Source organism: Flavobacterium sp. Leaf359, assembly GCF_001423985.1.
Classification (GTDB): Bacteria; Bacteroidota; Bacteroidia; order Flavobacteriales; family Flavobacteriaceae; genus Flavobacterium; species Flavobacterium lindanitolerans.
The window spans coordinates 152035-175400 of sequence record NZ_LMPW01000001.1; the positions used below are offsets into that span (position 1 = coordinate 152035).

20 protein-coding genes are annotated in these 23366 nt (G+C 38.9%); 7 read left to right on the plus strand and 13 right to left on the minus strand.

What is annotated here, in order from left to right:
* The first annotated feature begins 43 nt into the window (after positions 1 to 43).
* From ASG38_RS00685 to ASG38_RS00705, 5 genes are all read left to right on the plus strand, one after another.
* Positions 44 to 901 carry a hypothetical protein gene (locus ASG38_RS00685; RefSeq protein WP_056065679.1) on the plus strand — a complete coding sequence of 286 codons (858 nt, stop codon included), beginning with the start codon at positions 44 to 46 and terminating at the stop codon, positions 899 to 901.
* Positions 901 to 1443, plus strand: a complete 543-nt coding sequence (locus ASG38_RS00690; RefSeq protein ID WP_056065682.1) for an SdpA family antimicrobial peptide system protein — start codon at positions 901 to 903, stop codon at positions 1441 to 1443. Before ASG38_RS00685 ends, ASG38_RS00690 begins: the two co-directional genes overlap by 1 nt.
* The gene (locus ASG38_RS00695; RefSeq protein WP_082482119.1) at positions 1412 to 2326 is read left to right on the plus strand and encodes a sporulation-delaying protein SdpB family protein; all 915 of its coding nucleotides are present in this window, start codon (positions 1412 to 1414) and stop codon (positions 2324 to 2326) included. Before ASG38_RS00690 ends, ASG38_RS00695 begins: the two co-directional genes overlap by 32 nt.
* On the plus strand, positions 2308 to 2763 hold the full coding sequence (locus ASG38_RS00700; RefSeq protein WP_056065688.1) for a hypothetical protein: 456 nt from the start codon (positions 2308 to 2310) through the stop codon (positions 2761 to 2763). Before ASG38_RS00695 ends, ASG38_RS00700 begins: the two co-directional genes overlap by 19 nt.
* 201 nt (positions 2764 to 2964) lie before the next feature.
* Entirely contained in the window at positions 2965 to 3522 is a 558-nt protein-coding gene (locus ASG38_RS00705; protein ID WP_157485956.1) for a hypothetical protein, read from the plus strand.
* Positions 3523 to 3720: 198 nt separating this feature from the next.
* Here ASG38_RS00705 and ASG38_RS00710 read toward each other — a convergent pair whose 3' ends face one another.
* Complete coding sequence (locus ASG38_RS00710; RefSeq protein WP_056065695.1) at positions 3721 to 4182, minus strand: hypothetical protein; 462 nt, start codon at positions 4180 to 4182, stop codon at positions 3721 to 3723.
* Positions 4179 to 4652, minus strand: a complete 474-nt coding sequence (locus ASG38_RS00715; RefSeq protein WP_056065697.1) for a DUF4199 domain-containing protein — start codon at positions 4650 to 4652, stop codon at positions 4179 to 4181. Before ASG38_RS00715 ends, ASG38_RS00710 begins: the two co-directional genes overlap by 4 nt.
* Positions 4653 to 4771: 119 nt before the next feature.
* Here ASG38_RS00715 and ASG38_RS00720 point away from each other — a divergent pair, with 119 nt between their 5' ends.
* On the plus strand, positions 4772 to 5329 hold the full coding sequence (locus tag ASG38_RS00720) for a YeeE/YedE family protein (protein WP_056065702.1): 558 nt from the start codon (positions 4772 to 4774) through the stop codon (positions 5327 to 5329).
* 75 nt (positions 5330 to 5404) lie between these two features.
* On the plus strand, positions 5405 to 5818 hold the full coding sequence (locus ASG38_RS00725) for a DUF6691 family protein (RefSeq protein WP_056065705.1): 414 nt from the start codon (positions 5405 to 5407) through the stop codon (positions 5816 to 5818).
* A 49-nt stretch (positions 5819 to 5867) separates the two neighbouring features.
* On the opposite strand, the gene ASG38_RS00730 is transcribed toward ASG38_RS00725, so the two are convergent.
* From ASG38_RS00730 to ASG38_RS00785, 11 genes are all read right to left on the minus strand, one after another.
* A complete protein-coding gene (locus tag ASG38_RS00730; RefSeq protein WP_200937023.1) occupies positions 5868 to 7727 on the minus strand; it encodes a monovalent cation:proton antiporter-2 (CPA2) family protein in 1860 nt (619 codons plus the stop codon).
* 114 nt (positions 7728 to 7841) lie between these two features.
* On the minus strand, positions 7842 to 9257 hold the full coding sequence (locus ASG38_RS00735; RefSeq protein WP_056065710.1) for an efflux transporter outer membrane subunit: 1416 nt from the start codon (positions 9255 to 9257) through the stop codon (positions 7842 to 7844).
* Positions 9258 to 9259: 2 nt separating this feature from the next.
* Positions 9260 to 12424 (minus strand): efflux RND transporter permease subunit, encoded by a 3165-nt coding sequence (locus tag ASG38_RS00740; protein WP_056065713.1) that lies wholly within the window; start codon positions 12422 to 12424, stop codon positions 9260 to 9262.
* Between the two features lie 12 nt (positions 12425 to 12436).
* Positions 12437 to 13579: an efflux RND transporter periplasmic adaptor subunit gene (locus tag ASG38_RS00745; RefSeq protein WP_082482133.1), complete on the minus strand. Its 1143-nt coding sequence runs from the start codon at positions 13577 to 13579 to the stop codon at positions 12437 to 12439.
* 419 nt (positions 13580 to 13998) lie between these two features.
* Positions 13999 to 14601, minus strand: coding sequence for a TetR/AcrR family transcriptional regulator (locus ASG38_RS00750; RefSeq protein ID WP_056065716.1), 603 nt, complete (start codon positions 14599 to 14601; stop codon positions 13999 to 14001).
* A 116-nt stretch (positions 14602 to 14717) separates the two neighbouring features.
* Positions 14718 to 15260 (minus strand): helix-turn-helix domain-containing protein, encoded by a 543-nt coding sequence (locus ASG38_RS00755; RefSeq protein ID WP_056065718.1) that lies wholly within the window; start codon positions 15258 to 15260, stop codon positions 14718 to 14720.
* A gap of 243 nt (positions 15261 to 15503) precedes the next feature.
* On the minus strand, positions 15504 to 16271 hold the full coding sequence (locus ASG38_RS00765) for a family 16 glycosylhydrolase (protein WP_056065725.1): 768 nt from the start codon (positions 16269 to 16271) through the stop codon (positions 15504 to 15506).
* A 10-nt stretch (positions 16272 to 16281) separates the two neighbouring features.
* The gene (gene bglX / locus ASG38_RS00770) at positions 16282 to 18576 is read right to left on the minus strand and encodes a beta-glucosidase BglX (RefSeq protein WP_056065728.1); all 2295 of its coding nucleotides are present in this window, start codon (positions 18574 to 18576) and stop codon (positions 16282 to 16284) included.
* An 85-nt stretch (positions 18577 to 18661) separates the two neighbouring features.
* Positions 18662 to 20311, minus strand: coding sequence for a family 16 glycosylhydrolase (locus ASG38_RS00775; RefSeq protein ID WP_056065730.1), 1650 nt, complete (start codon positions 20309 to 20311; stop codon positions 18662 to 18664).
* Between the two features lie 5 nt (positions 20312 to 20316).
* On the minus strand, positions 20317 to 21873 hold the full coding sequence (locus ASG38_RS00780) for a PKD domain-containing protein (protein ID WP_056065731.1): 1557 nt from the start codon (positions 21871 to 21873) through the stop codon (positions 20317 to 20319).
* Between the two features lie 12 nt (positions 21874 to 21885).
* Complete coding sequence (locus ASG38_RS00785; RefSeq protein ID WP_056066713.1) at positions 21886 to 23361, minus strand: RagB/SusD family nutrient uptake outer membrane protein; 1476 nt, start codon at positions 23359 to 23361, stop codon at positions 21886 to 21888.
* Positions 23362 to 23366: the final 5 nt, after the last annotated feature.

Here is a 23366-nt window from a genome sequence, read left to right on the forward strand (position 1 = left end):
CTTCAATACTTGGTATAATTATAATTTTTAAATTTTAATGTATATGAAAAAGATTAAAGAATTCAAAAATTCCCTATCCCTATTTTTTGCATTACTAACACTATTTTTATCTTTTACTTCTTGTTCAAATAATGATGACCAACAAGAAGTCAGAATTGATAAAAACTTAAAAAAGAGGGTAAAAGATTATACTTCTGAGGAAATTTTCAGGGCTATTTTTTTTCTTCAGGGAGATTTAGTCAACCATGTTCCATCTCTTTATAATCTAAAAGTAAATTCAGAAATTTTTAAGGAAAATGTTATTTATGTTGCCAGTTTGGAAACTAATATACCTAAAGAAAGAATTGAAAAACTTGACAAATTCGATGTCTTGTCAGATTCTTTAATGTCAGAAATAAAAATATTAAACCCTAAGATTTTTGATGAGCTCAAGGCAAGTATAGAAAGCAAAAAGCCGGATAATGTAGTTGAAAAGCTAAAAGAATGCTCACTCTTAATACAATCTGCATCATACAAAGTTTATGAGTTTAAAGAAGGTTTGTCTGTTCTCGAACTTGCTGAGGCAAAAGGTAATATAAGCCCTAAAAACTACGAGTTTGAAAAAGTTTCGGAAGTACAAAGATTTAATAAAGATTTACAAAACTTTATTGATGGAGAACCTGATTTATATAACTATCATACAGAAAATGTAGCTCTAGGACTTGTGGTTTTATTACTGGTAACGGTAGTAATTTTTTTGGCATATGTAATATTAGCAACTGTAGCTATTTTTGGAGAAATAGTTATTTTCTATTTTAACTTTATTTTTATTCATAATTGGGTTATTCCATTAGAGCCTGATTCAAAAGATGGATTACAAGGAGGGCAAATTGTAAGAGATTTAATTCTAATAAAGGGATAATGAAAACAATTTTTAATTTTTTCTCTTATGTGGTTATATTTTTCTCTTTTCTATCCATTTTAATAATAGTCTTTATTAGTTCTATTCAAATCAATGTATTAAGTAATATACTACACCCTCAATTCAAATATACAGTAATAACAATTTTTCCCGAATCATTTGCTTTTTTTACGAAAGACCCTAAAGATGAGCAAATGATGTTATATTTTGTCAAAGAAGAAAATGATAAGATCAAAAAAGTCAATCTAAAAAATAATTCTGCATATAATTATTTTGGATTTTCTCGGAAGTCTAGAAGATTAACATATGAGTTAGGAAGTTTAATAAAAAGAGTGCCAGATAGTTTATGGAATGAAATAACAGAAAGTGAAATAAAGGAACTAGATTTCAAAGGAAAAGCATTTTTATTAAAAAAAGATAATAATGTAAAGCTTTTTGAAAAAGGAAAATATATTCTTTATTACTTCAAACCTATACAATGGGAATGGAATGATTTAAAAGAAGTAACAAATGGGAAGTATGTTTATATCTCAATTGAATAAAATTAATAAATGGATTGAAAGTAAAATCTTTATTAATCCATATACAAGAGTTTATGGAATTGGAAGAACATTTATTGCTTTTAGTCTTCTAACAGTTTTTCTTTTCAATGATATGGATTACCTTTTTAATAAAAGGGCAATAGAAGTAATTTCAAATTCGGACTTCATTCATAATAGACTCAACTTTTTTGGGATTTTAGGCTATGATAATCTATTATTAGGTAAAATAATATCCCTAATAATCCTATTAGTTGTGATTAGTGGTTATATGCCGCAAATAACAGGTGTTTTGCATTTTTGGATAACATATAGTTTTAACAATTCAAGTATATTGTTAGATGGTGGAGAGCAAATAGCTACTATTTATACCTTTTTAATTATTCCATTGACTTTATTTGATAATCGAAAAAATCATTGGCAAAAACCAAAAAAAGAACCTAACTCAATAATTAAATTTATAGGGCATCTTGTTTTTTTGTTTATTAGTTTGCAAAGCTGTTTTATATATTTAAATACAGGAATTGAAAAAATATACCAATTGAATGATTGGAAGAATGGTACTGCATTATATTATATTTTCAATAATTCTTATTTCGGATTAAGTGATAGTATTTTGTCATTAGTTAGCCCTCTGATTAATTCTGAATTTATTTTTTTTCTGACATGGTGGGTTATTTTATCTCATTTATTATTATCATATATTTTATTACTTGACAGGAGAAAAAAAATATCGTTTCTTCCAATAGGTGTTTTCTTTCATACCAGTATTGGTGTTTTTTTAGGCCTATATAGTTTTAGCCTAGTAATGATAGGAGTTTTGTTATTGTATATTTTACCTTTTCAACACAACTTAAAATTTACATTATGGAAAAAAGAAAGATAGTTTACAAAGAAGTTCAATTTTTTTGGTTATCAATAATACCAGCATTGTTGTTTTTATCTTTTACAATATTTGCTTATCTATATAAGCTTGGAACAAAACCTATCCCGTTATATATGACCATAATAATTGTTTTTATTTTTCTTGTCATTATGTTAGTTACCTATAAGATGACAATAATTATCGATGATGATACTATTTCTATTTCATTTGGAATAGGTTTGATAAAAAAAACAATAAATATTTCCAATATAGATTATAAAGGGATAAAGAAGACTATAATTCCATGGTATTATGGAGTTGGAATAAGATTTGGAAACGGAATTGTTTTATACAATACAAAAAGTGGGAAAGGTATAGAATTGCCAGTAGACTATAAAAAGTATATAATAAGTACAAAAAATTATGAACAAATTAAAAATATAATTATACGACAATAGGCTTTTTGTCAACAAGAATAATCCAATATTTTGATATAGAAAGCTACCTATCTTAGATAGGGGGCTTTTAAGATTAAAAGAAAAAGATTGTTTAAATTAAAAACTCATTTATTGTCATAAAAATAAGAATCCTTATGGTGTAAAGTTTCCGATAATCAATTAATATAAACTAAAGGGTAGCTATACTTAATGTTCGAAAAGATGAAAAAAAATCTTTGCCTAATTACAACTTTGATACTGTTTTCTTGTAATAGTGATGATTTAATTCCTGTAAATCAGTATTTAGGGAATTATAAGCTAACCGCATTGACATCTAATATTCCATTAGACTTGAACTATGATAATATTGCTACACTTAATTTTAAAAATGAATTGAATATTTATTTTTTAGGCAATAGAAAACCTTTACATGATTTACAATTTGTTAAATCAAGTGTATCAAATGAGTGGTTTCTTCGTTTGGGATTACCTAAAGATAATTACAATCCTGAACAAACAATTATAGAATTAAGATACGGAACTGGCGATTATTCTAAAAGTATAATATTCGATAATAACACACCAACAATAATTCACAATTATTCCGATTTATTTGTAGCTGACTCATTATGGTTGGTTAACAATAAATATCCTTATCCTTATCAATTAAACTTCTACGATAACAATAAAGTTACTATTAAAATAAAACAGAAATTTTACAACAATATTAATTCAGAATGGGTTGTATCAGAGCTGATTGCGAAATATGAAAAATTGTAAATCTTCTGCTAACATCCATTTTGCGTAATTGTGGGGTCAGTATCAAACAAATATTCTATTTCAAATTTTTAGATTAAAAGAAAAAGATTAAATTAAAACTCATTTATTGCCATAAAATCAAGGATAACAACCCAAACTCCTTGAGAAGTTATTATCAAGTTTTCTTCAATTTTGTTATTTCGTGAAAATAAGTTCGTTTTATTCATTTTTCTTAAGTCCAAATCCTTTCGGTACATAAAGATATCCTTTTTCGAAGATATTAAAATACAGGCGGATGGGTTTTGCAATTCCGGGCCAGGTGACTTCATAAACATCTAATAATCCGGCGCCCATTTCATTTCTTTTAGTTGGGAAAGGGCAGCAGCTTTCAATTTTTTTATACGTTATGGTTTCGCCTTTTGGTCCGGTCAAGGCATCTAAAAAGCGTTTTGGATTTATGTCTTCGTCTGCTATGCTTCGGTAATATACATTGATAGGATAGTCCTTGTCGTAGCCGTATTTTTTGTCTTTACTATATTCTGTAAGCAAAAACCAGCCATTTTTTGTAATGACAGGTTCCGGTGCGTTGTCATCAATGTTCTTGATAGTTGAACGGGTACTGATACAGGAAACGGCAAGGATTCCTGTTAATAAGACCAGGATAAGGCTTCTGATTTTCATTTAGTTTGCTTTTTTGTTTGAACAAAATAGGCTACGATAGCCGAGATTACCATTCCTATAGATAACGTAAAAAAGATACTCTGTATGATATAGCTCCTTAAATTAAAATAGTTGGCGGCAGCTTCTTTGTCTTTTGAAGCATTAATCATGTTTTCAAAAAACTCCGGTGCAATCAGTTCATGGAAGGAAGCCTGTGCTAAAGGCATCAATAAGGCAATAACAATGGTCATGTAAAGTCCGGTGGCACAACCTTGTTTCCAGTCCATGTGTCCGTTAAAATAATTAGTCTTTTTTTCTCTTAATGCCAGCGAATAGATAAGTCCGGCGAAAATGTAAAACAATAGGGAAGACAACATATAAAAGCTCATGTTTTCGCCATAAATGCCTAACGTTTTTTCCAAAATAGCCCATGCCAGATAACAAAAGATGTACCGGATGCCCCATTTGATTTCAATCGCAAATTTTTTCATTATGTGTGGATATAATTCAGAGTCAAAATTAAATGATTATTTTAATTGGGCTATATTTTAGACGGGAATATTACGAGGTATGGGAGCGAATGTTTATTTTTGTGCAAATAATTTGAGCTATGTATAGTTTTTATGGCACCTGGCCCTGGTATGTTTCCGGTTTTTTAATCGGAGCGGTAATGCTTCTACTGATTTATTTTGGAAAGACATTTGGAATGTCGTCCAATCTTCGCACGCTTTGCTCCATTTCCGGAGCGGGAAAATTTTCTGATTTTTTCAGGTTTGACTGGAAGTCGCAGCGTTGGAACCTGGTAGTTGTACTTGGAGCCATGATTGGCGGTTTTATAGCTGTACATTTTTTAAGCGATGGTTCCGGAGTGAATCTGAATCCGGCTACGGTAGCCAAATTGCAAGAAATGAATATCGATGCGCCAAATGGAAAACTGATTCCGGAATTGTTTACTTCTGCTGAAAATGTTTTTACTCCAAAAATATTCGGATTCCTGCTTTTTGGTGGACTTTTGGTTGGATTTGGTTCCAGATATGCGGGGGGATGTACTTCCGGGCATGCCATTACCGGAATGAGTAATTTGCAGTTGCCTTCATTGATAGCCGTAATCGGTTTTTTTATCGGTGGATTAATTGCGGCTCACTTTTTATTGCCTTTGATTTTTTAGTTTAATATTTTCCGTTCACCCTGCCAGGGTTTTAAACCCTGGCAGGGTGAACGGAAAATAAAATATATCAGTACGATGAAATTTATAAAATATTTACTTGTTGGAATTCTTTTCGGGATTGTATTAACCAAATCGGAAGCCGTGTCCTGGTACCGAATTTATGAAATGTTCCAGTTTGAATCTTTTCATATGTTTGGAATTATCATGACAGCTATTGCGGTGGGTGTTGTTGGAATCCAGATTTATAAAAGAAATAAAGTGGTTGGGCTTGATGGCAAACAGATTCAGATTGCCGATAAGGATAAAGGATTTAAAAACTACATTATTGGCGGAACCATTTTCGGATTGGGCTGGGGCATGATTGGAACTTGTCCTGGACCTATATTTATCCTGATTGGAGCCGGTTTTTACAGTATTGGGATTGTACTTTTAGGTGCCTTGATTGGTACGTTCCTTTACGGGTTATTAAAAAATAAGCTGCCTCATTAATTGGCGACTAAAAACATAAAAAAAGCCCCGGAATTTTCCGGGGCTTTTTTTATGCAATCATTGATTTTTCAGTATTTTCCAGTGACATGGCTTCCCTGTCGGCAAGGATGACCTGTTCCAATTCTTCAATTTTTTCACGCACCGCACTGATGTATTCGTCCTGATTGCGGATACTGGCGAGATACTTAAGCGTTTTTTCGTCGTGTGTAAAAAAAGTTCTGGCAGAACGTGTGGCTTCATAAGTGTTGTGTCCTAATAATTTCATGACATCTATACCCACACGCAGGCTCGTGTCGAGAGTTTCCCTGTAAATGTGCATAATCCCCGCATTCATCTGGTCATAGGCATCGTCTCTGTTTTCAGAACGTACAAGTATGTAAAGATTCGGGAAATGTTTTTTGACCATTTCTATCATTTCCATTCTTTTTTCGCGATTGCCTATGGCAATAATGATAATTTGCGCTCTGCCGGCTCCGGCTATCTCCAGCAAATCATGTCGTGAAGCGTCGCCATAATACACCTTGAATCCGAGTTTTCGCAGCATGTTTACATTATCGCTGTTATTGTCGAGTACGGTAGCCTGTATGTTATTGGCTCTTAGGAATCGTCCAACAGTATTTCCGAAATGACCGTATCCGGCTATAATAACAGGATTGCTTTCAGAATCGACATCACTCTCGGCTTCTTCTTCGCTTCCGCTCATAGAGCATTTGGATTTCATCAGTACCTTTTCATTAAACATCATCAGCAGCGGCGTAAAGGCCATGCTCAGTGCAGTCACAGCCATCATAAGGTCTGTGATTTCTTTGCTGAGGATGTTTTCCTGTAATGAAAAACTCAAAAGCACAAAAGCGAATTCGCCCACCTGACTAAGTCCAAAACTAAAAATAAAGTTTTGGGTATGTCCAATTCTGAAGAATTTACCCAGAAGGTACAATACTGTAATTTTGATGATGATAATACCTACCACGAGTCCCATAATAAGCCATGGTTTTGACAGCAAAAGCTGAAAATCTATCGAACTGCCTACAGAAATGAAGAAAAGCCCCAGCAAAAGTCCTTTGAAAGGGTCAATGGCAATTTCGAGCTGGTGTTTATATTCACTGTTGGCAAGCATGACTCCGGCTAAAAAAGCACCCAATGCAGGACTTAATCCTACGGAGGTCATCAATACAGCAATGCCTACCACAACAAGTAATGCCATTGCGGTAAACATTTCACTTAGTTTTGTTTTTGCCATGGCATGGAAAATAGGACGTAAGAGGTATTTTCCGGAAAGCAATACTATGGTTATTGAAGAAAGTACGAAAAGAGCCTGTGTCCATTTTGAAAAACCATCCATCAAAGTGGGATGCGCGGTTACCGCTGCCTGTTGTAATTCCTTACTGGCGAGCAAGGGTAGCAGTGCCAACATAGGAATGATAGCAATGTCCTGAAAAAGCAATACGGCAAAGGAACTCCGTCCGGCTACGGTTTTAATCCAGCCTTTTTCATTAAGGGTCTGCATGACTATAGCGGTAGAAGACATGGAAATTATCATTCCCAAAACCAATGCGGTTTTCCAGTCCAATCCAAAGGCCAGTGCAGCAGCTGTAAGGACGAGTGTTGTCCCGGCAACCTGCAAACCTCCCATGCCGGCTATTTTTTTCCGCATTCTCCAAAGACGTTCGGGTTCGAGTTCCAGTCCAATGACAAATAGCATCATAACAACACCAAATTCGGCAAAATGCATAATGTCATGTCCTTCGGTTCCTATGAGTCCTAAAAAGGCCGGCCCGATGATGATTCCTGCCAGAAGATATCCCAGCACAGAACCCAGGCCAAGTCTTTTGGCAATGGGAACCATAATAACGGCTCCTGCCAGATAAATCATGGCCTGAAAAAAGAAAGTGTCCTGCATGTGATTCATTTACTTAATATAAAAATAGCTATTTTGAAAAAAGATTTTGGTTTTTGGAAATAAAAAAATCAACTGCCTGAATGAATTTCCAGGCAATTGATTTCAAAGGGCCATGGGTAGCCGTTATTTCCAGCCGCCACCTAAGGAGCGGTAAAGCTCAACATCGGCTTCAAGGCTAGTGCGTTTTAATGTGGCAAGTTCCAGCTCGCTTTGCAGCAGGTTTCCTTGTGCCACAATCACTTCAAGATAAGTAGCCATACCGCTTTTGAAAAGCATGTCTGCATTTTTTACTGCATTTTGCAATGTAGTAACACGGTTGGCAGCTATTGCTTGCTGTTCTTTTAGTTTTTCAACTTTTACAAGCGCATCTGCTACTTCGCCAACGGCTACAAGAACCGATTGCCTAAAGCTGAGTACGGCTTTTTCTCTTTCGATTTTTGAAATTTCGTATTGGGCTTTAAGACTTCTTCCATTTAGCAATGGCTGTGCAAGGCTTCCGGCTACAGTTCCAAAAAGCGAAGCGGGAGTATTAAACCAATTGCTCGATTTAAAAGAGGTGAGTCCGCCTGCAGCCGTAATGTTCAGGCTTGGATAGAGTGATGCCTTGGCAATGCCTACTTTTGCGTTTGCCGCTTTTAAAGCCAGTTCTGCATTTTTAACATCGGGTCTTCTGCTTACTAATGAAGAAGGAATTCCGGCAGATACATTTTCTTTTAAAGCGATGGCCCCAAGCGTAGTTTTCCTTTCCTTAGCACCCGGAAAGCTTCCGGTAATGATGCTTAGCGCATTTTCCTGCAAGGCAATCGCCTGCTCCAGTTCAGGAATAAGCTGTGCAGCTATAGACTGTTGCGCTTCTGCCTGTTGTTTCGCCAAAGAGGTTACCTGTCCGGATTCATATTGCAGGTTGATGACAAACAATGTGCTGTCATTCAACGCAAGATTCTTTCTGGCTATTTCCAATTGGGCATCCAGCATCAAAAGATTATAGAATCCTGTAGAAACATTCGCTACAATAGTAGTTTGCAATGCTTTTTTGGCTTCTTCAGATTGGAGGTATTCCGCCAAAGCATTTTTCTTACGGCTTCGGATTTTACCCCAGATATCTGCTTCCCATGACAGGTTGAGTGCCGCATTATAATCTTCGATATGTTTCTTTTTCAAAAATGTACTGGTACTCAATCCGTTCAGGCTATTGTCAGACAACCGGGTTGATGTGGCCGTAGCCTCAAAGTTGAGCTTCGGAACATTTCCCCATTTGGACTGTGTTAGTTGCCATTGCGCCGCTTCAATATTTTTTTGAGCGATAAGCAGGTCATTGTTTCTGACAATAGCACTGTCTATCAGTTTTTGGAGCGAAGGTTCTGTAAAGAATTCCTTCCAGCTCTGGTCGGCAATGCTGGTAGTGTCCTGCGAGCTAACATTCCTGAAGTTTTCGGGCAAGGCATCTTTTGGAGTTTCGACATCTTTCGAAACTTTACATGCTGTGAGTGTGGTGATTAAAACCAGTACAGCTATATATTTATTGATGTTTCGTTTCATTTTTATTTTTCTTCGTTATGGATTACGGCTATTGGTTTTCCACTAACTTTTTCTTGTAAATACTGGAATATGATAAATAGAACCGGGATGATAAATAAACCAAGAATTACTCCTGAAAGCATACCTCCGGCAGCACCAATACTGATGGAATGGTTACCTTGTGCTGATGGACCTGTGGCGCTCATCATTGGAATCAATCCCACAACAAAGGCCAGCGAAGTCATGATGATTGGTCGTAAACGTAGTTTCGCCGCATCAATTGACGCTTTGCCCAATGCCTGGCCGGACCTTCTTTTTTGAGCCGCAAATTCCACGATTAGGATAGCATTCTTGGCGAGAAGCCCAATAAGCATGACGAGTGCAACCTGTACATAAATGTTATTTTGAATACCGGTCAAACCAATAGCTGCGAATACTCCAAAGATTCCGGTTGGGATGGACAAGATTACCGCTAAAGGCAAAATATAACTTTCATATTGTGCCGCAAGCAGGAAATAAATGAACACCAGACACAATAGGAAAATGGTTGTGGATTGTCCTCCGGATGAAATCTCTTCACGGGTTTGTCCTGAAAATTCATAACTATAACCGGCAGGCAACTGCTGTGCAGCTACTTCTTCAATGGCCTTGATGGCATCTCCGGAACTGAAACCCGGTTTCGGAATCGCATTAATCGAAATCGAATTAAACAGGTTGTATCTCGAAGCGGTTTCAGAACCATAAATACGGGTTAGTTTTACCAAAGTATTTATAGGAACCATTTCACCATTTTTATTTTTTACAAATACACGGTCAATAGTTGTCGGGTCGGCTCTGTCTGCAATATCGGCCTGTACCACAACCCGGTAATATTTCCCGAATCTGTTGAAATCAGAAGCCTGGGCACTACCAAAATAAGCCTGCATTGTTTGCAAAATGTCTTTTACTTTTACGCCCAACTGGTCTGCTTTTTCATCATTGATATCCAATTGCAATTGCGGATAATCTGCTTTGAAAGAGGTAAAGGCTACAGCAATTTCAGGACGTTTCATTAATTCTCCGATGAAATTTTGAGAAACACCGCTAAACTTATCCAGTTTGCCGCCTGTTTTGTCCTGCAATACTAAATCCAGAGCTTCCACATTACTGAATCCAGGTACGGTTGGAAAACTGAATACGAAGAAATTACCTCCGGATATGGCGCCTAATTGGCCGCGAACCTGATTCATTATCTCATCAATGTTTTTAATAGCACCACGTTCTTCATTTGGTTTCAGCAATACGAAAACAACTGCTGATGATGGGCTCGTGGAGTTTGTCAAAAGGTTGAAACCTGAAATGGCGGTTACAAATCGGGATGATTCCAAAGCTTTTAACGTATTTTCGGCTTCGGTCATTACTTTTTGGGTTCCGTCTAAAGAGGTTCCGGAAGGCGTGTTTACTGCAATGGCAATAAATCCCTGGTCTTCTGTTGGAATAAATCCTGTTGGGGTTCTTTGAACCATTACAATTGTTGCAATCAGAATTACAGCCAGACCACCCAAACTTGCCCATTTGTTACGGATTAAGAACTTTAATCCGCCCACATAACGATTGGTTAAAGCGGTAAAACTTTTATTAAATCCGATAAAGAATTTTTCCTTGAATCCGGGTTTGGAATAGGGCTTTTCCTTGTCATGCGCTTCATGATTGTCTTTTAAAAATAAAGCGGCAAGGGCAGGGCTTAATGTTAAGGCGTTTACAGCAGAAATTACAATTGCAATTGCCATTGTAAAGGCAAACTGTCGATAGAAAACTCCAGTTGAACCTTCCATAAAACCAACCGGCAGGAATACCGCCGCCATGACCAGCGTAATCGAGATGATTGCTCCGGTAATTTCGTGCATGGCTTCATGCGTTGCGATTTTTGGAGACAAATGCTTGTGTTCCATTTTGGCGTGTACGGCTTCGACGACGACAATTGCGTCATCGACGACAATACCAATCGCCAAAATCAAGGCGAACAACGTCAGCAGGTTAATAGAGAACCCGAATAATTGCATGAAGAAGAACGTACCTAAAATGGCTACCGGAACTGCAATAGCCGGAATTAAGGTCGACCTGAAATCCTGAAGGAACAGGAATACAACGATAAATACGAGTATGAATGCTTCCAGTAAAGTATGCTGAACTTGTGCAATTGACTGGTCAAGAGATACTTTTGTACTGTAAAATATATTGTGCTTTATTTCTTTTGGGAAATCTTTGGAGGCTTTCTCCATCAGTTTGTTAATCGCAATCTGAATATCGTTTGAGTTGGACCCCGCCAACTGTATGATACCAATTACGACTCCTTTATTACCGTTCAAACGGGTCAAACTGTTGTAGGAATAGGCACCAAGCTCGACTCTGGCAACATCTTTCAGGCGCAGGATTGAACCGTCTGCATTGGAACGGATTGCAATGTTCATGTAATCCTCCGGTTTGGTCAGTTTTCCTTTGTATTTGATAACATATTCGAAAACTTCCTTACTTCTTTCTCCAAATTTACCCGGCGCGGCTTCTAAACTTTTGTCCTGAATTGCCGCCATAACTTCGTTTGGCGTTACATTGTAAGTTGCCATTTGTGTCGGATTTAACCAGACACGCATAGAATAGTCTTTCGTTCCTCCAAAAATAGCGGCAGAACCTACTCCGGGAATACGTTTGATTTCCGGAATGATATTGATTTGTGCATAGTTGGCAACAAAAGTCTGGTCGTATTTGGCTTCGTCTTCGGTATACATGCCAATTGCCATAATAAAACTGTTTTGCTGTTTTGCCGTAATGATACCTTGCTGTACAACTTCGGCCGGTAACTGGCTTGTAGCTTGTGCCACACGGTTTTGTACGTTAACGGCTGCCTGGTCGGCATCTGTACCTAATTTAAAGAAAACAGTAATGGCTAGAGTACCGTCATTACTGGCTGTTGAGCTCATGTAAGTCATGTTTTCGACACCGTTTATGGATTCTTCCAAAGAAGGTGCTACCGAACGTAGGACGGTTTCAGCATTGGCTCCCGGATAGACCGCCGTTACTAAAACTGACGGTGGGGCAATATCCGGAAATTGTTGTAGGGGTAATTTCGAAAGTCCCAGCAGACCCAATATTACCAATAGGATAGAGATAACAGTGGCCAGTACAGGTCGCTGTATGAATATTTTGAACATTTTTAGCTTTAATTATTTTTTGTTAATTACTTGAGCAATTTTATTCGATTTTTCAGGCTGAATTGCCTGACCTTCCTGAAGTTTGTCAATGCCGCTTAGTACAATCTGGTCACCTGATTTTACACCGTCTTTAATAAGATAATTGCTACCGCTTTTACCAATAATGGTGATTGGTGCTTTGGTTACCTTGTTTTCTTTATTTACTGTAAATACGAAAACTTTATCCTGCATTTCCATTGTAGCAGATTGTGGTACCAGAATTGCATCGTCATGTTGGATTCCTAAACGGATTCTACCTGTATTTCCGGAACGCAAAGTCCCGTTAGCATTAGGAAAAGTAGCACGAAGTGTGATGGCGCCTGTGTTTTTGTCAAACTGGCCGTCAACCATGTCGATTTTTCCAGTTTGGGCATATACATTGTTGTCTGCAAGCACTAATGAAACCGGTGGCAGCTTTTTGATTTTGTCATCGATAGTGTTTCCGGAATATTGTGCTTTGAAATTGATAAAATCGGTTTCGCCCAATGAAAAGTAAGCATATACTTCATGAACATCTGAAAGTTTTGTCAATGGTTCAATATCGGTTGCAGAAACCAGACTTCCCTGTTTCTTTGGCAATCTTCCAATATAACCGCTAACCGGTGCTGTGATGGTAGTATAGCCCAAATTGATTTTTGCTGAACCTACCATTGCTTTTGCCTGGTCTAAATTGGCAGAAGCAATTCTGTGAGAAGCTTTGGCCGTTTTTAACTGGTATTCAGAAACAACCTTGTTTTGAACAAGAGGCGTTAGCTTATCAATTTCCAACTGCGCATTTATCAAAGCCGCTTCAGCACCGTGAAGGCTGGCAAGCGCATTGTTTAGCTGTTCACGAAAAGGCTGTTCGTTTATTTTGAACAACGGCTGACCTTTAGTAACGAAAGCCCCTTCGTCAACATAAATTTTTTCCAGATTTCCACTCACCTGTGGGCGAATTTCAACATCAACGGTTCCCTGAATGGAAGCGGGATATTCAGAATCTGTAGTAGTGGTAGCACTTTGGATAGCATAAACCGGCAAAGTTGGGGGAGGTGGGGCAGCCTGACCCTGGTTTTTATCGGAACATCCTATCAGTATGGCTGCAAGCAGAAGGCTGGTTAGAATCGTATTTCTCATTGTTTTATGATTTTTGAATTTGTTGGACATTTTGATTGATTTCTGTTTTTTGCTTTGCATTTTTTTAGCGTTTAACATGCTGATTCATTTTATAATTGTTTATAGCCAACGGCCTGAAAGTCAGCTTTTTTGTTTGGTGTGAGGTGTTCTTCCTGAGAACAGCAACACGGGTTTCCAGCGCGCTACATTGCCATTGGTATTAGTTTGTTTTTAATAGTCATAACTGAATTAAATAATCTAACATTGTTAAGTAAGTAAACGAAAAAAGGTATAGATTTTCAGGCCAAACTGTTAATTACAGATTGGCATTAAATTATTTATCACTGTTAAGTAACGGATTAAAAAATTTTTCGTGATTAATCCATTATTAAATTATTCTTATTAAATCATTTATCAGTGTTAAGCAGATGTCAAAAAAATTAGACTTCTACTACCTGAATTGATTTAATTATCCCTCCGATGGCATCTTTCAATATTTGATTATTGATATTAGATGCTAACCCATTGCCTACGATATTGATAGAAATCAGTCCGTGGATAACTGAGAAAAAAGTAAAATATTTTTGCTTTATAACGTCGTCAGAAGGTTTTTGTCCTTTCATTATTTCGGCAATTGCTTGCGTAAATAATTGAAAAGGTCCTTCGGCTTCAGGAACACGCTGCATACAGCAAGTCATTTCTACTCCAAACATTACCTGATAAAGTTCTTTGTCTGCAAAGGCAAAGTTCCAATAAGCCATCCACATTGCCTCAAGCTGTTCTGCAGGGTCTGCTGAAACTGCTTTTGCTTTTTCCAGGTCTTTTGTCAGGCATAAAAAACCTTTTTTGGTGAGTTCCTGTAGTATAGCTTCTTTATTGGAAAAATACTCGTAAATAATTGGTGCAGTATATTCTATGCGGTCTGCTATTTTACGCATGCTGAGGCCTTGCCAGCCTTCTTCTTTCACAATATAATAGGCAGCATCCAGAATATTATTCCGGGTCTCTTCTTTTTGTCGTAAAATTCGATCTTTGCTTGCCATTTTTTATTGGGTATTAAATGGTTTAACACCGTTAAGCAAAATTACAGCTTTTTTATAATATGAAACAAGCGAATTATAAAATTTTCTTATGTAACTATAAATGAGATAGTGTTTCCTTATAAAAAGCTGGTTTTAAGCTTAAAATACAGTTCACTTTTTCGATTCAGGTTGATTCCGTTTTGTATGATGACTATTAGTTTTATGCCTATAATCGCTATTAAAAAAATCAGGAAGAGCGGAAATCGTAGCGAAAAAGCTTTTTGAAGGAACGGACTCACAATCATGAGTAGCGATGCGATAACCGATAAAACAATTTGGATGCTTACTATATTTTTCCCTAATTCTTTATTTTTTGCGTCTTTGGTTTTATAAGTCAGGATTAAGGGAAGTATAACGTTTCCGTAGGGAAATATAAGTCCAAATAAAGCGGAAAGGTTGATTAGTTTCGCCCTGTCGATTCCGGTATTTTCTTCTGTTTCGCCCATCAGGTTTTCCGGCTGGGTTTCTAAAGATTGTGCAATTGCTTTTAATGTAAAACCTTTGAGAATACTCCCGGCTTCAATCCTTTGGATGGTTCGTAAGGAAAGTCCGGATTTTTCAGCAAGTTCTGTTTGGGTGAGGTTCTTTGCTTCTCTTAGGGTTTTAACGTTGTTCATCATAAGCCGGGTTTCTGCTTTTGCATTACAAAGTTAAATGAAAAGAGATGATTATAGAAAACTATACATCAAAATAGAGGCCATAAATGTGACTCTAGGCTTTGCGGCTCTGCGTCTTTGCGTGAAAATAATTGCTCGCAAAAACACGAAGGCGCAAAGGCGTAAAATGAAAAATGGTCATTTTATAAAAAACAATCGCAGGAAACGAATTCCCTGCGATTGCTACTAACTCAAAACTTAAACTAATTATTTATTGGAGTAAACCCTTATATAATCAATGATAAATTCTTGAGGGAAAATGGTATCGTCTACTTCAGGCCCGCCAAAGTTTCCGCCAACGGCTACATTCAGTATAAAGTAGAATGGCTGGTTGAAAGGCCAGACGTCTTCGTTTTTATCTGACGGATTAAAAGTAAAGACTAAAGTATCGTCTACATAAAAATCCATTTTGTCTTTGGTCCAGTCTACACCAAATGTATGAAAGCCTTCTTCGATGTTATCGAACCGGGTTTTGTGTGAACTGGCGTTGTCACCGTGATTGGCCTTGGTGTGTAGTGTCGTATAAACCATATGTGGTTCTTTACCAACATATTCTAAGATGTCTATTTCACCGCTTTTAGGCCATCCAACCTGTTTTATATTGGAACCGAGCATCCAGAAAGCAGGCCAGATGCCTTGACCAACAGGAATTTTAGCGCGTGTTTCCATATAGCCGTATTTGAATTCTTTTTTTCCGGCAGTTGTAATTCGGGTAGAGGTGTATTGGTTACCATCTTTTTTTGCCGTGATAATCAATTTGCCATCTACAATTTTATGGTTTTCTTTCGTATAAATCTGGCGTTCGTTATTTCCCCAGCCACAGATGTTTGGACAACCATCACCCAATTCATAGTTCCAGACTTTTTCATTCAGCTTGTTGCCATTGAAATTTTCTTCCCAAATAAGTTTTCCTTTTTTAACCTGTCCAAAAACGGAACAGCCGGTGAGCAGTAGTAGGATTGCTGTTTTTTTCATGATGATTTTTTTAGTTGCTGTAATTGAAATCGGCCTGTAATGTCGCCATAGAGCTGCCACCTACGAATAATTGGAAATCTCCGGGTTCGGCTTCCCATATTTTTCTGGCTGAATAGAATTCGATGGTTTTTTCGTTAATGGTAAACGTGACAGTTTTGGTTTGTCCGGCTTTTATTTCGGTAAGCTCAAAACCTTTCAATTCTCTTACAGGTCGCGTGGCGCTGGCTATCAAATCTCTGATGTATAATTGTACGACTTCTTTTCCGTCAACCGTACTGTTGTTTTTTACATCGACAGAAACTTTTATTTTTCCGTTTTTATGTAATGTCTTAGTATCAAGTTTCAGGTTCGAATATTCAAATTTAGAATAGCTCAGTCCGTATCCGAAAGGATATAGCGGCGTGTTTTCAATATCTGTATAATGTGACCAGAATACGCTTTCCGGATTGTCTGTAGACGGTCTTCCGGTGTTTTTATAATTATAATAGATAGGAAGCTGGCCTACATTTCTAGGAAAAGTCATTGGCAGTTTGCCGCTAGGATTATAATCTCCATACAATACCTGGGCAATGGCATGGCCGCTTTGTGTTCCTAAATGCCAGGCTTCAACAATGGCGGGAATATTTTTTGCGGCCCATGGAATAGCCAGTGGACGTCCGTTTTGCAATACGAGTACAATATTCGGATTGACTTTGTAAACTGCTTCCAGCAGTTCCTGTTGTACACCCGGAAGCGTAATGTCGCTTCGGCTTCGTCCTTCACCGCTTTGCAGTCCGTGTTCGCCTAATACCATAATAACCACATCGGCTTGTTTTGCAGCTGCTATAGCTTTTTCAAAACCGCTTTTGTCAGTCGTATTTATTTTTGTTTCCAGCATAAATCTTGGCTCGCCAAGTGCTACATCGGCTCCTTTTTCATAGGTAATCTGGTTGCCTTTGTAGTTGGCCATACCTTCCAGAAAAGAAACGGCAGTATTGTCGTCGGCACCAATTCTCCAGCTTCCTAACGGACTGGTTTTGTCGTTAGCCAATGCCCCGATAACCGCAATTTTCTGTCCTTGTTTTTTTAGAGGAAGCAGGCTGTTTTCATTTTTCAGGAGCACGATTGATTTTTTTGCCATGTCCAGAACACCCTCATGGAATTCTTTTTTGCCGGTGTATTCTTTTTCGCGGTTTTCATCGCAATATTTATAAGGATTGTCGAAAAGCCCCAATTCAAATTTTACTTTTAAGATTCTTCGCACGGCATCATCGATTTTGTCTTCGGAAACTTTACCTTCTTTGACCAAATCTGCCAAATGGCTTACATAACCGTAAGATTCCATATCCATGTCAGACCCCGCATTGGCGGCTTTCATGGCAGCATCTTTAAGGTCTTTTGCGTAACCGTGGGGAATCATTTCACCCAGCGAGCCCCAGTCTGAAACCACAAAACCATCAAATTTCCAGTCTTTTTTAAGCAGCTCTCTTTGCAGGTAGCTGTTTCCGGTGGCCGGAATTCCTTCCAACTCGTTGAACGAGTTCATGAAAGTCAACACCCCGGCATCAACGGTTGCTTTAAACGGTGGCAAAATGATATTGTGCAGCGTATTATCGCTGATGTCAACCGTATTGTAATCACGGCCTGATTCGGCAAAACCGTATCCTGCAAAGTGTTTTGTACAGGCAGCCAGGCGGAATTCATTGAATTTGTCGCCCTGGAATCCTTTCACACGTGCTATTGCAATCTGGCTTCCGAGGTAAGGATCTTCACCGGCACCTTCCATAACACGTCCCCAACGGGCATCTCTGGAAATATCAACCATAGGGGCAAAAGTCCAGTTCAATCCGGCTACGGCAGATTCTGCTGCGGCAATCTCGGCTGATTTTTTCATGGCTTCCAAATCCCATGAAGCGGCTTCTGCCAATGGAATAGGACTAATGGTTTTATAACCGTGAACGACATCAAAGCCAAAAATTAACGGAATGCCCAAGCGGGTTTCTTCTACCGCAATTTTCTGCAAAGCTCTTACGTCTTTAACTCCACGGACGTTGAGCATGGAGCCTACGAGTCCTTTTTTGAGGTTTTCGTATTTTTTTGCAGCCTGCCCGTCTTTAGGAACCGGTCCGGTAACATCCCAAAAGCCGTTGTATTGGTTCATCTGACCTACTTTTTCTTCCAAAGTCATCAGCTTTAATACAGAGTCTACTTTCCGGTCTATGGGAAGCCTGTTTTTTTCTGAAAAGTTATGTTGTCTGGAGCTGCTACATCCCATAGCCAAAAGCACGGCTGCGGCAAATCCGTATCGTATTGTTTTGTATTTCATTTTATTGGTTTCGAAATTTTATGATAGGCAATAATCAAGAAGGCCAGCAAAGCTAACCTCCCTGATTAGAAGCGTAAGAGTTGGATTACTGGTAGACTCTTACGTAATCGACTTCCATTGCAGATTGAGTAAATGCAGGGTCGACAGTTCCGCCAAAGGTTCCTCCCATAGCCACATTCAGTATCAGGAAGAAATCACTGTTGAATGGGGTAGAGGCTGAATTTACAAATGAATGGTAAGCCGGCTGGTCGTCAATATAGAATTTGATTGACGTTGGACTCCATATCACTTTATATATGTGGAATTCTGATGAGACATTGCTGGCCGTTGTGGTTCCGGTATCGGCATTTCCGCCAGAACGTCCCGGATAGTGTAGGGTTCCGTGTATCGTGTTAGGTGAATTGCCTTTGTGTTCCATGATATCAATTTCTCCGCAAGCCGGCCAGATATTGGTAGCGTAGTTCTCACCAAGTGCCCATATAGCAGGCCATGTTCCTCCACCCGAAGGCAATTTGGCTCTTACTTCAACCTTACCGTATTTGAACTCAAATTTGTTTTCTGTAACTAATCGGGCAGAAGTATAGTTGGAACCGGAGAAGTTCTCTGCTTTAGCAATGATTTTCAATACGCCTCCCTGAACAACCGCATTGTCCAGTCTGTCAGTATAATGCTGCAACTCACTGTTGCCCCATCCGCCGGCACCAAGATTGTAAGACCATTTTGTAGGGTCTGGTGCGCCGTCAACATTAAATTCATCACTCCAAACCATATTGGTGTAATCCGGGTCATTTCCGCCTCCCTGAACCGGTGGCTGGTTACTGAAAGTATGATACCAGGCTAAGGCAGGATTGCCTCCCATAACAGCTCTTACAACCAATTTGCTATCTGTAAGCTCCATGATTTCATAAGTACTTTGTCCGATGTAGTACCCCATAAATCCATTGTCAGAGAAGGTCATCGATGTACCACGTTTTTTATCTGCCGGTACCAGCGATTCACTAGGACTTAGGGCAACCGTTTTGACACCGTTGGTATTGTAGTTCAGGCAAAGGTCTGAGCCTCCTGAACCACCTCCAACACCTAAGAATGCAGCATTAAAGAAGGTCTTACCGCCATTATTTAATTCATATTTCAAAACGCCATTTTCTACGAAGAAACGAAGTTCATTGTCATACAGACAGCTACTGTCCGGAGAACCTGCTTTTTCAAAAGGAGCCGCAGCATAGTAGTTAGGATAGAAGTTTTTCGTAATATCCCCGTCATTTTGACCAACACCCAAATGGCCCGGTACGGCTGCAGCCCAATACCATTTCTTTGAGCTTCCGTTTGTTAAAAGCGTGATGGCTTCCGGGTCTGAGAAATTACTGAATACGGTAACTTCAAATGAGGTATTACTGGCTGTTCCGCCTTTTCCGAAAGCAACTACATTAACGGTGTAGGTGTTTACTCCGTTGCGGGTAAAGGTTTTGGTGTAAACCCCACCCGGAGCATTTTGGGATGTTCCGTCACTGAAAAGATATTTGAAGCTGACAGCATTATCTGCGGTTGCTTTTAATATTACTTTTCCGGAACCGTCTCCATCCGGATGTTCTGCATCTTTACCTACGATTTCATAGGTTAATTCTATATTTTTTGGAGCATCGAGACTGCCAAAAGTCTTGTCGTCATCCTGGCAGCTGCTGACCATAGCTAGCAGCAGGGCTAATTTTCCGATATTTTTTAGTATGTTTTTCATCCCTTTTAATTTGAAAGTTTGACGTCGTCAAAGTAGTAGGTTGCCCCGGTACCGTTGGTTCCGAAATCAAAGAAGAGCACTACATTCTGATAGGCATTATTAGTATTGATTCCTGTGAAATCATAGGTCAGTTCTTCCCAACCGTTAGCAACAGTTGTTGTAACCGGAAGTTCGATGTTGATGTTTGTATTTGTCGAATTCTCGAGTTTCAACAGTACCGGTATTCCTGCCTGAGGCGACCATACTTTGATTTTTATTTTATGGTATACTGAGAAATCGATTGGCTCTGTAAGCGTAATTGCTGTTCCGGCCCAAACTTCTGCCCCGGCATTTTTCACGACACGGGCAACATTTGCCGTGGTGTTTATTCCTGAAGGGTTAGGATTGGTAACTTTTGTGGCAAAAGCACCTCCAAAATCTCCAAAACCATAATTGATTGTGGAAGATTCAAATGTCAATGGCAGTGTTTTAGGTTCATCACCGTTTGTCAGGTAAATATCATCAAAGTAATAGCTTGCCCCGTTCCCCGGGTTTCCAAAGTCAAAAAACAGTATGACTTTTGAATACGATTGTGAGGTGTTGACTCCTGAAAAATCGTAGGTAAGATATTGCCACGCATTCGCTACTGTAGTAACCTGGTCCACTTCATGGTTGATTCCGGCATCTGTAAGGTTTTCTATTTTCAGCTTCACAACAGCGCCTACCTGAGGCGACCATACTTTGATTCTGAATTTGTTTAAAGTTGAGAAGTTAATTGGATTATCTAAAACCATAGTAGTTCCTCCCCAGGTTTCTGCTCCGTTGTTTTTTACTGTTCTTCCCACTTTAGAGCTTAGGTTGATTCCTGAAACATCCGGGTTATTTACTTTGCTGGTAGTAACGTTTCCAAAATCGCTAAAAGAATAGTTCAATGCTGCGTTTTCAAAAGTTAAGGGTAGCAAGATAGGGTTGGAGATAACCACGTTTTCAGTATAGGTTGTAGTAGCAACACCACCACTGTAGGCCGTTACTGTTACGGTATACGTACCCGTGTTGGCATAAGTATGCGTTACAGCAGGGTCGCCCTGCATGAACTGCACAGGCTCCTGTTGCGGGTCTTCACCAAAAGTGACTGCAAAGAAAGTTTCATAATCGGCAGAAGCTGTGACGCCTATGGAAAAGGAATCTCCAACTACCGGAGTGATAGTTACATCCAGATTTTCAGGAGCCCTGAAGGCAACCGTTAAAGGAAGTTCAACCTCGCTTGTAAGTCCGTTGATGGCTGTCGCTACAATTTTCACATTGTATTGGCCTTCTGCGTAGGTGTGGTCTACAGTTCCTCCAACATTAACTTCTGCCGGCTCTGCCGTAGCATCGCCAAAATAGACATCATACTTAACCAGTCCTTCACCTCTTGGTGCGATGGTTACCAATCCGGAGTTGTCCTGTGTGATGGTAAACAATGCTGAGAGATTGGTTGGTGCTGGTGCGTTTGTAACAGAATCAAGGCTCGTATCGTCGCCGGAACATCCTATAAGGATTGTCAGCAACACTAAGCTTATTATTGATTTGAATTTTTTCATAAGTCTTAAATTTTAGTATCCGGGATTTTGCTGCCAGTTTCCGGCTGAAAACTGAATTTCTTCGAAAGGAATAGGGAAGACTTCATTTTTGTCAGCAGTAAAGCCGTCGATTTCAATTGCTGCCCTTCCGGTTCTTACAAGGTCAAAGAAACGGTGTCCTTCACCCATAAGTTCTCTTCTTCTTTCCTGCCATATCAGTGAAGTAAGCGTTGTTCCGGTTCCGTTGATATCATGGTTGGTATCTCCAAAGGCACGTCTTCTTACCTGGTTAAGGTAGAATCTTGCTTTTGTATCGTCAATTCCGCCTCTGTTAAAGGCTTCTGCTGCCATCAAAAGCACATCAGCATAACGGATAGCTCTGTAATTGTTTGGGTTGGTCAGGTTCAAGTCTCCGGCTGCATTGGCACTTCGGGTTCTTGGAATGTATTTTTTGTTAAAATATCCTGTATGCTTGTAGCCTACACCATAGGTAGCCCCTGTTGCTGTTGCCCAGGCTGCAATATCCAAAATTGCAACATCTTTTCTCAGGTCGCCTGCTTCGTAAATGTCTACTGCTTCCTGTGTTGGCACATTAAAGCTATATCCTGATGAAAACCTTGGTCCGGAATAATTTCTTGGACCGTTGAATCCTACGGCAACGTTTCCTTCACTACATTGAAGACATTCGAATCCTGCACCTTCAACATCAGTATACTGTATTTCAAAAACAGATTCAACCCCGTTTTCCTGTGCTTCTTCAAAAATAGTATCGTAGTTTGAGATTAGTGAATAGCCTCCGGTTACCGTTATCAGATTTTCCAATGTCTGGGCAGCCAAATCAAATTTGTCCTGATAGAGGTATACTTTTCCTAATAAAGCCTGAGCCGCACCTTTTGTAACACGTCCCACCTGTGGAGCAGTCGGACTTAAATCGGCAATAGCCAAAATCAGGTCGTTTTCAATAGAAGCATATACTTCTGCTTTTGATGACCTTGGAATGGTCTTTTCATCTCCCAGTTTAAATCTTGCATCCTGTTTTAGCGGAATGCCTCCAAACCATTTTACCAATTCAAACTGGAAATAGGCTCTCAGGAAACGGGCTTCTGCAATAATCTGAGGTTTGTTAGGGAAATCAGTTTTGTCTTTGAATTCCATGATGTAGCTGGCTCTGTTGACTCCTGCAAACATCCAGTCCCATACGTTTTTTACGTTAGCATTTACCGGCGTATGAATCATTTCGTCTACCTGCTGGAATCCGATAACGTCATTCGCACTTTCTCCACCGGACAACGTATTGTCTGAAGCAATTTCGCCCAACAAAACATTCACATAGGTAGATTGTAATATATCGTAAGCAGCTATCAGCGCATTGTGATATTCCTGCTCATTATTGAAATAATTGTCTGCCCCAATCGAATAGGGAACTTCCCTGTCAATAAAATCATCTCCGCAAGAAACGGTAGTGAGGAGCGTTAGTGCCATAAAGGCTGTGATTATATTCTTTTTCATTTTTG

Bases quoted from the DNA above. Each gene is read 5' to 3' on its own strand.
- ASG38_RS00720 (WP_056065702.1), top strand. From the start codon at position 4,772: ATGTATAGTTTTTATGGCACCTGGCCCTGGTATGTTTCCGGTTTTTTA.
- ASG38_RS00750 (WP_056065716.1), bottom strand. From the start codon at position 14,601: ATGGCAAGCAAAGATCGAATTTTACGACAAAAAGAAGAGACCCGGAAT.
- ASG38_RS00775 (WP_056065730.1), bottom strand. From the start codon at position 20,311: ATGAAAAACATACTAAAAAATATCGGAAAATTAGCCCTGCTGCTAGCT.
- ASG38_RS00735 (WP_056065710.1), bottom strand. From the start codon at position 9,257: ATGAAACGAAACATCAATAAATATATAGCTGTACTGGTTTTAATCACC.
- ASG38_RS00740 (WP_056065713.1), bottom strand. From the start codon at position 12,424: ATGTTCAAAATATTCATACAGCGACCTGTACTGGCCACTGTTATCTCT.
- ASG38_RS00705 (WP_157485956.1), top strand. From the start codon at position 2,965: ATGAAAAAAAATCTTTGCCTAATTACAACTTTGATACTGTTTTCTTGT.
- ASG38_RS00780 (WP_056065731.1), bottom strand. From the start codon at position 21,873: ATGAAAAAATTCAAATCAATAATAAGCTTAGTGTTGCTGACAATCCTT.
- ASG38_RS00695 (WP_082482119.1), top strand. From the start codon at position 1,412: ATGGGAAGTATGTTTATATCTCAATTGAATAAAATTAATAAATGGATT.
- ASG38_RS00710 (WP_056065695.1), bottom strand. From the start codon at position 4,182: ATGAAAATCAGAAGCCTTATCCTGGTCTTATTAACAGGAATCCTTGCC.
- ASG38_RS00785 (WP_056066713.1), bottom strand. From the start codon at position 23,361: ATGAAAAAGAATATAATCACAGCCTTTATGGCACTAACGCTCCTCACT.
- ASG38_RS00765 (WP_056065725.1), bottom strand. From the start codon at position 16,271: ATGAAAAAAACAGCAATCCTACTACTGCTCACCGGCTGTTCCGTTTTT.
- bglX (WP_056065728.1), bottom strand. From the start codon at position 18,576: ATGAAATACAAAACAATACGATACGGATTTGCCGCAGCCGTGCTTTTG.
- ASG38_RS00745 (WP_082482133.1), bottom strand. From the start codon at position 13,579: ATGAGAAATACGATTCTAACCAGCCTTCTGCTTGCAGCCATACTGATA.
- ASG38_RS00755 (WP_056065718.1), bottom strand. From the start codon at position 15,260: ATGATGAACAACGTTAAAACCCTAAGAGAAGCAAAGAACCTCACCCAA.
- ASG38_RS00725 (WP_056065705.1), top strand. From the start codon at position 5,405: ATGAAATTTATAAAATATTTACTTGTTGGAATTCTTTTCGGGATTGTA.
- ASG38_RS00700 (WP_056065688.1), top strand. From the start codon at position 2,308: ATGGAAAAAAGAAAGATAGTTTACAAAGAAGTTCAATTTTTTTGGTTA.
- ASG38_RS00730 (WP_200937023.1), bottom strand. From the start codon at position 7,727: ATGAATCACATGCAGGACACTTTCTTTTTTCAGGCCATGATTTATCTG.
- ASG38_RS00685 (WP_056065679.1), top strand. From the start codon at position 44: ATGAAAAAGATTAAAGAATTCAAAAATTCCCTATCCCTATTTTTTGCA.
- ASG38_RS00715 (WP_056065697.1), bottom strand. From the start codon at position 4,652: ATGAAAAAATTTGCGATTGAAATCAAATGGGGCATCCGGTACATCTTT.
- ASG38_RS00690 (WP_056065682.1), top strand. From the start codon at position 901: ATGAAAACAATTTTTAATTTTTTCTCTTATGTGGTTATATTTTTCTCT.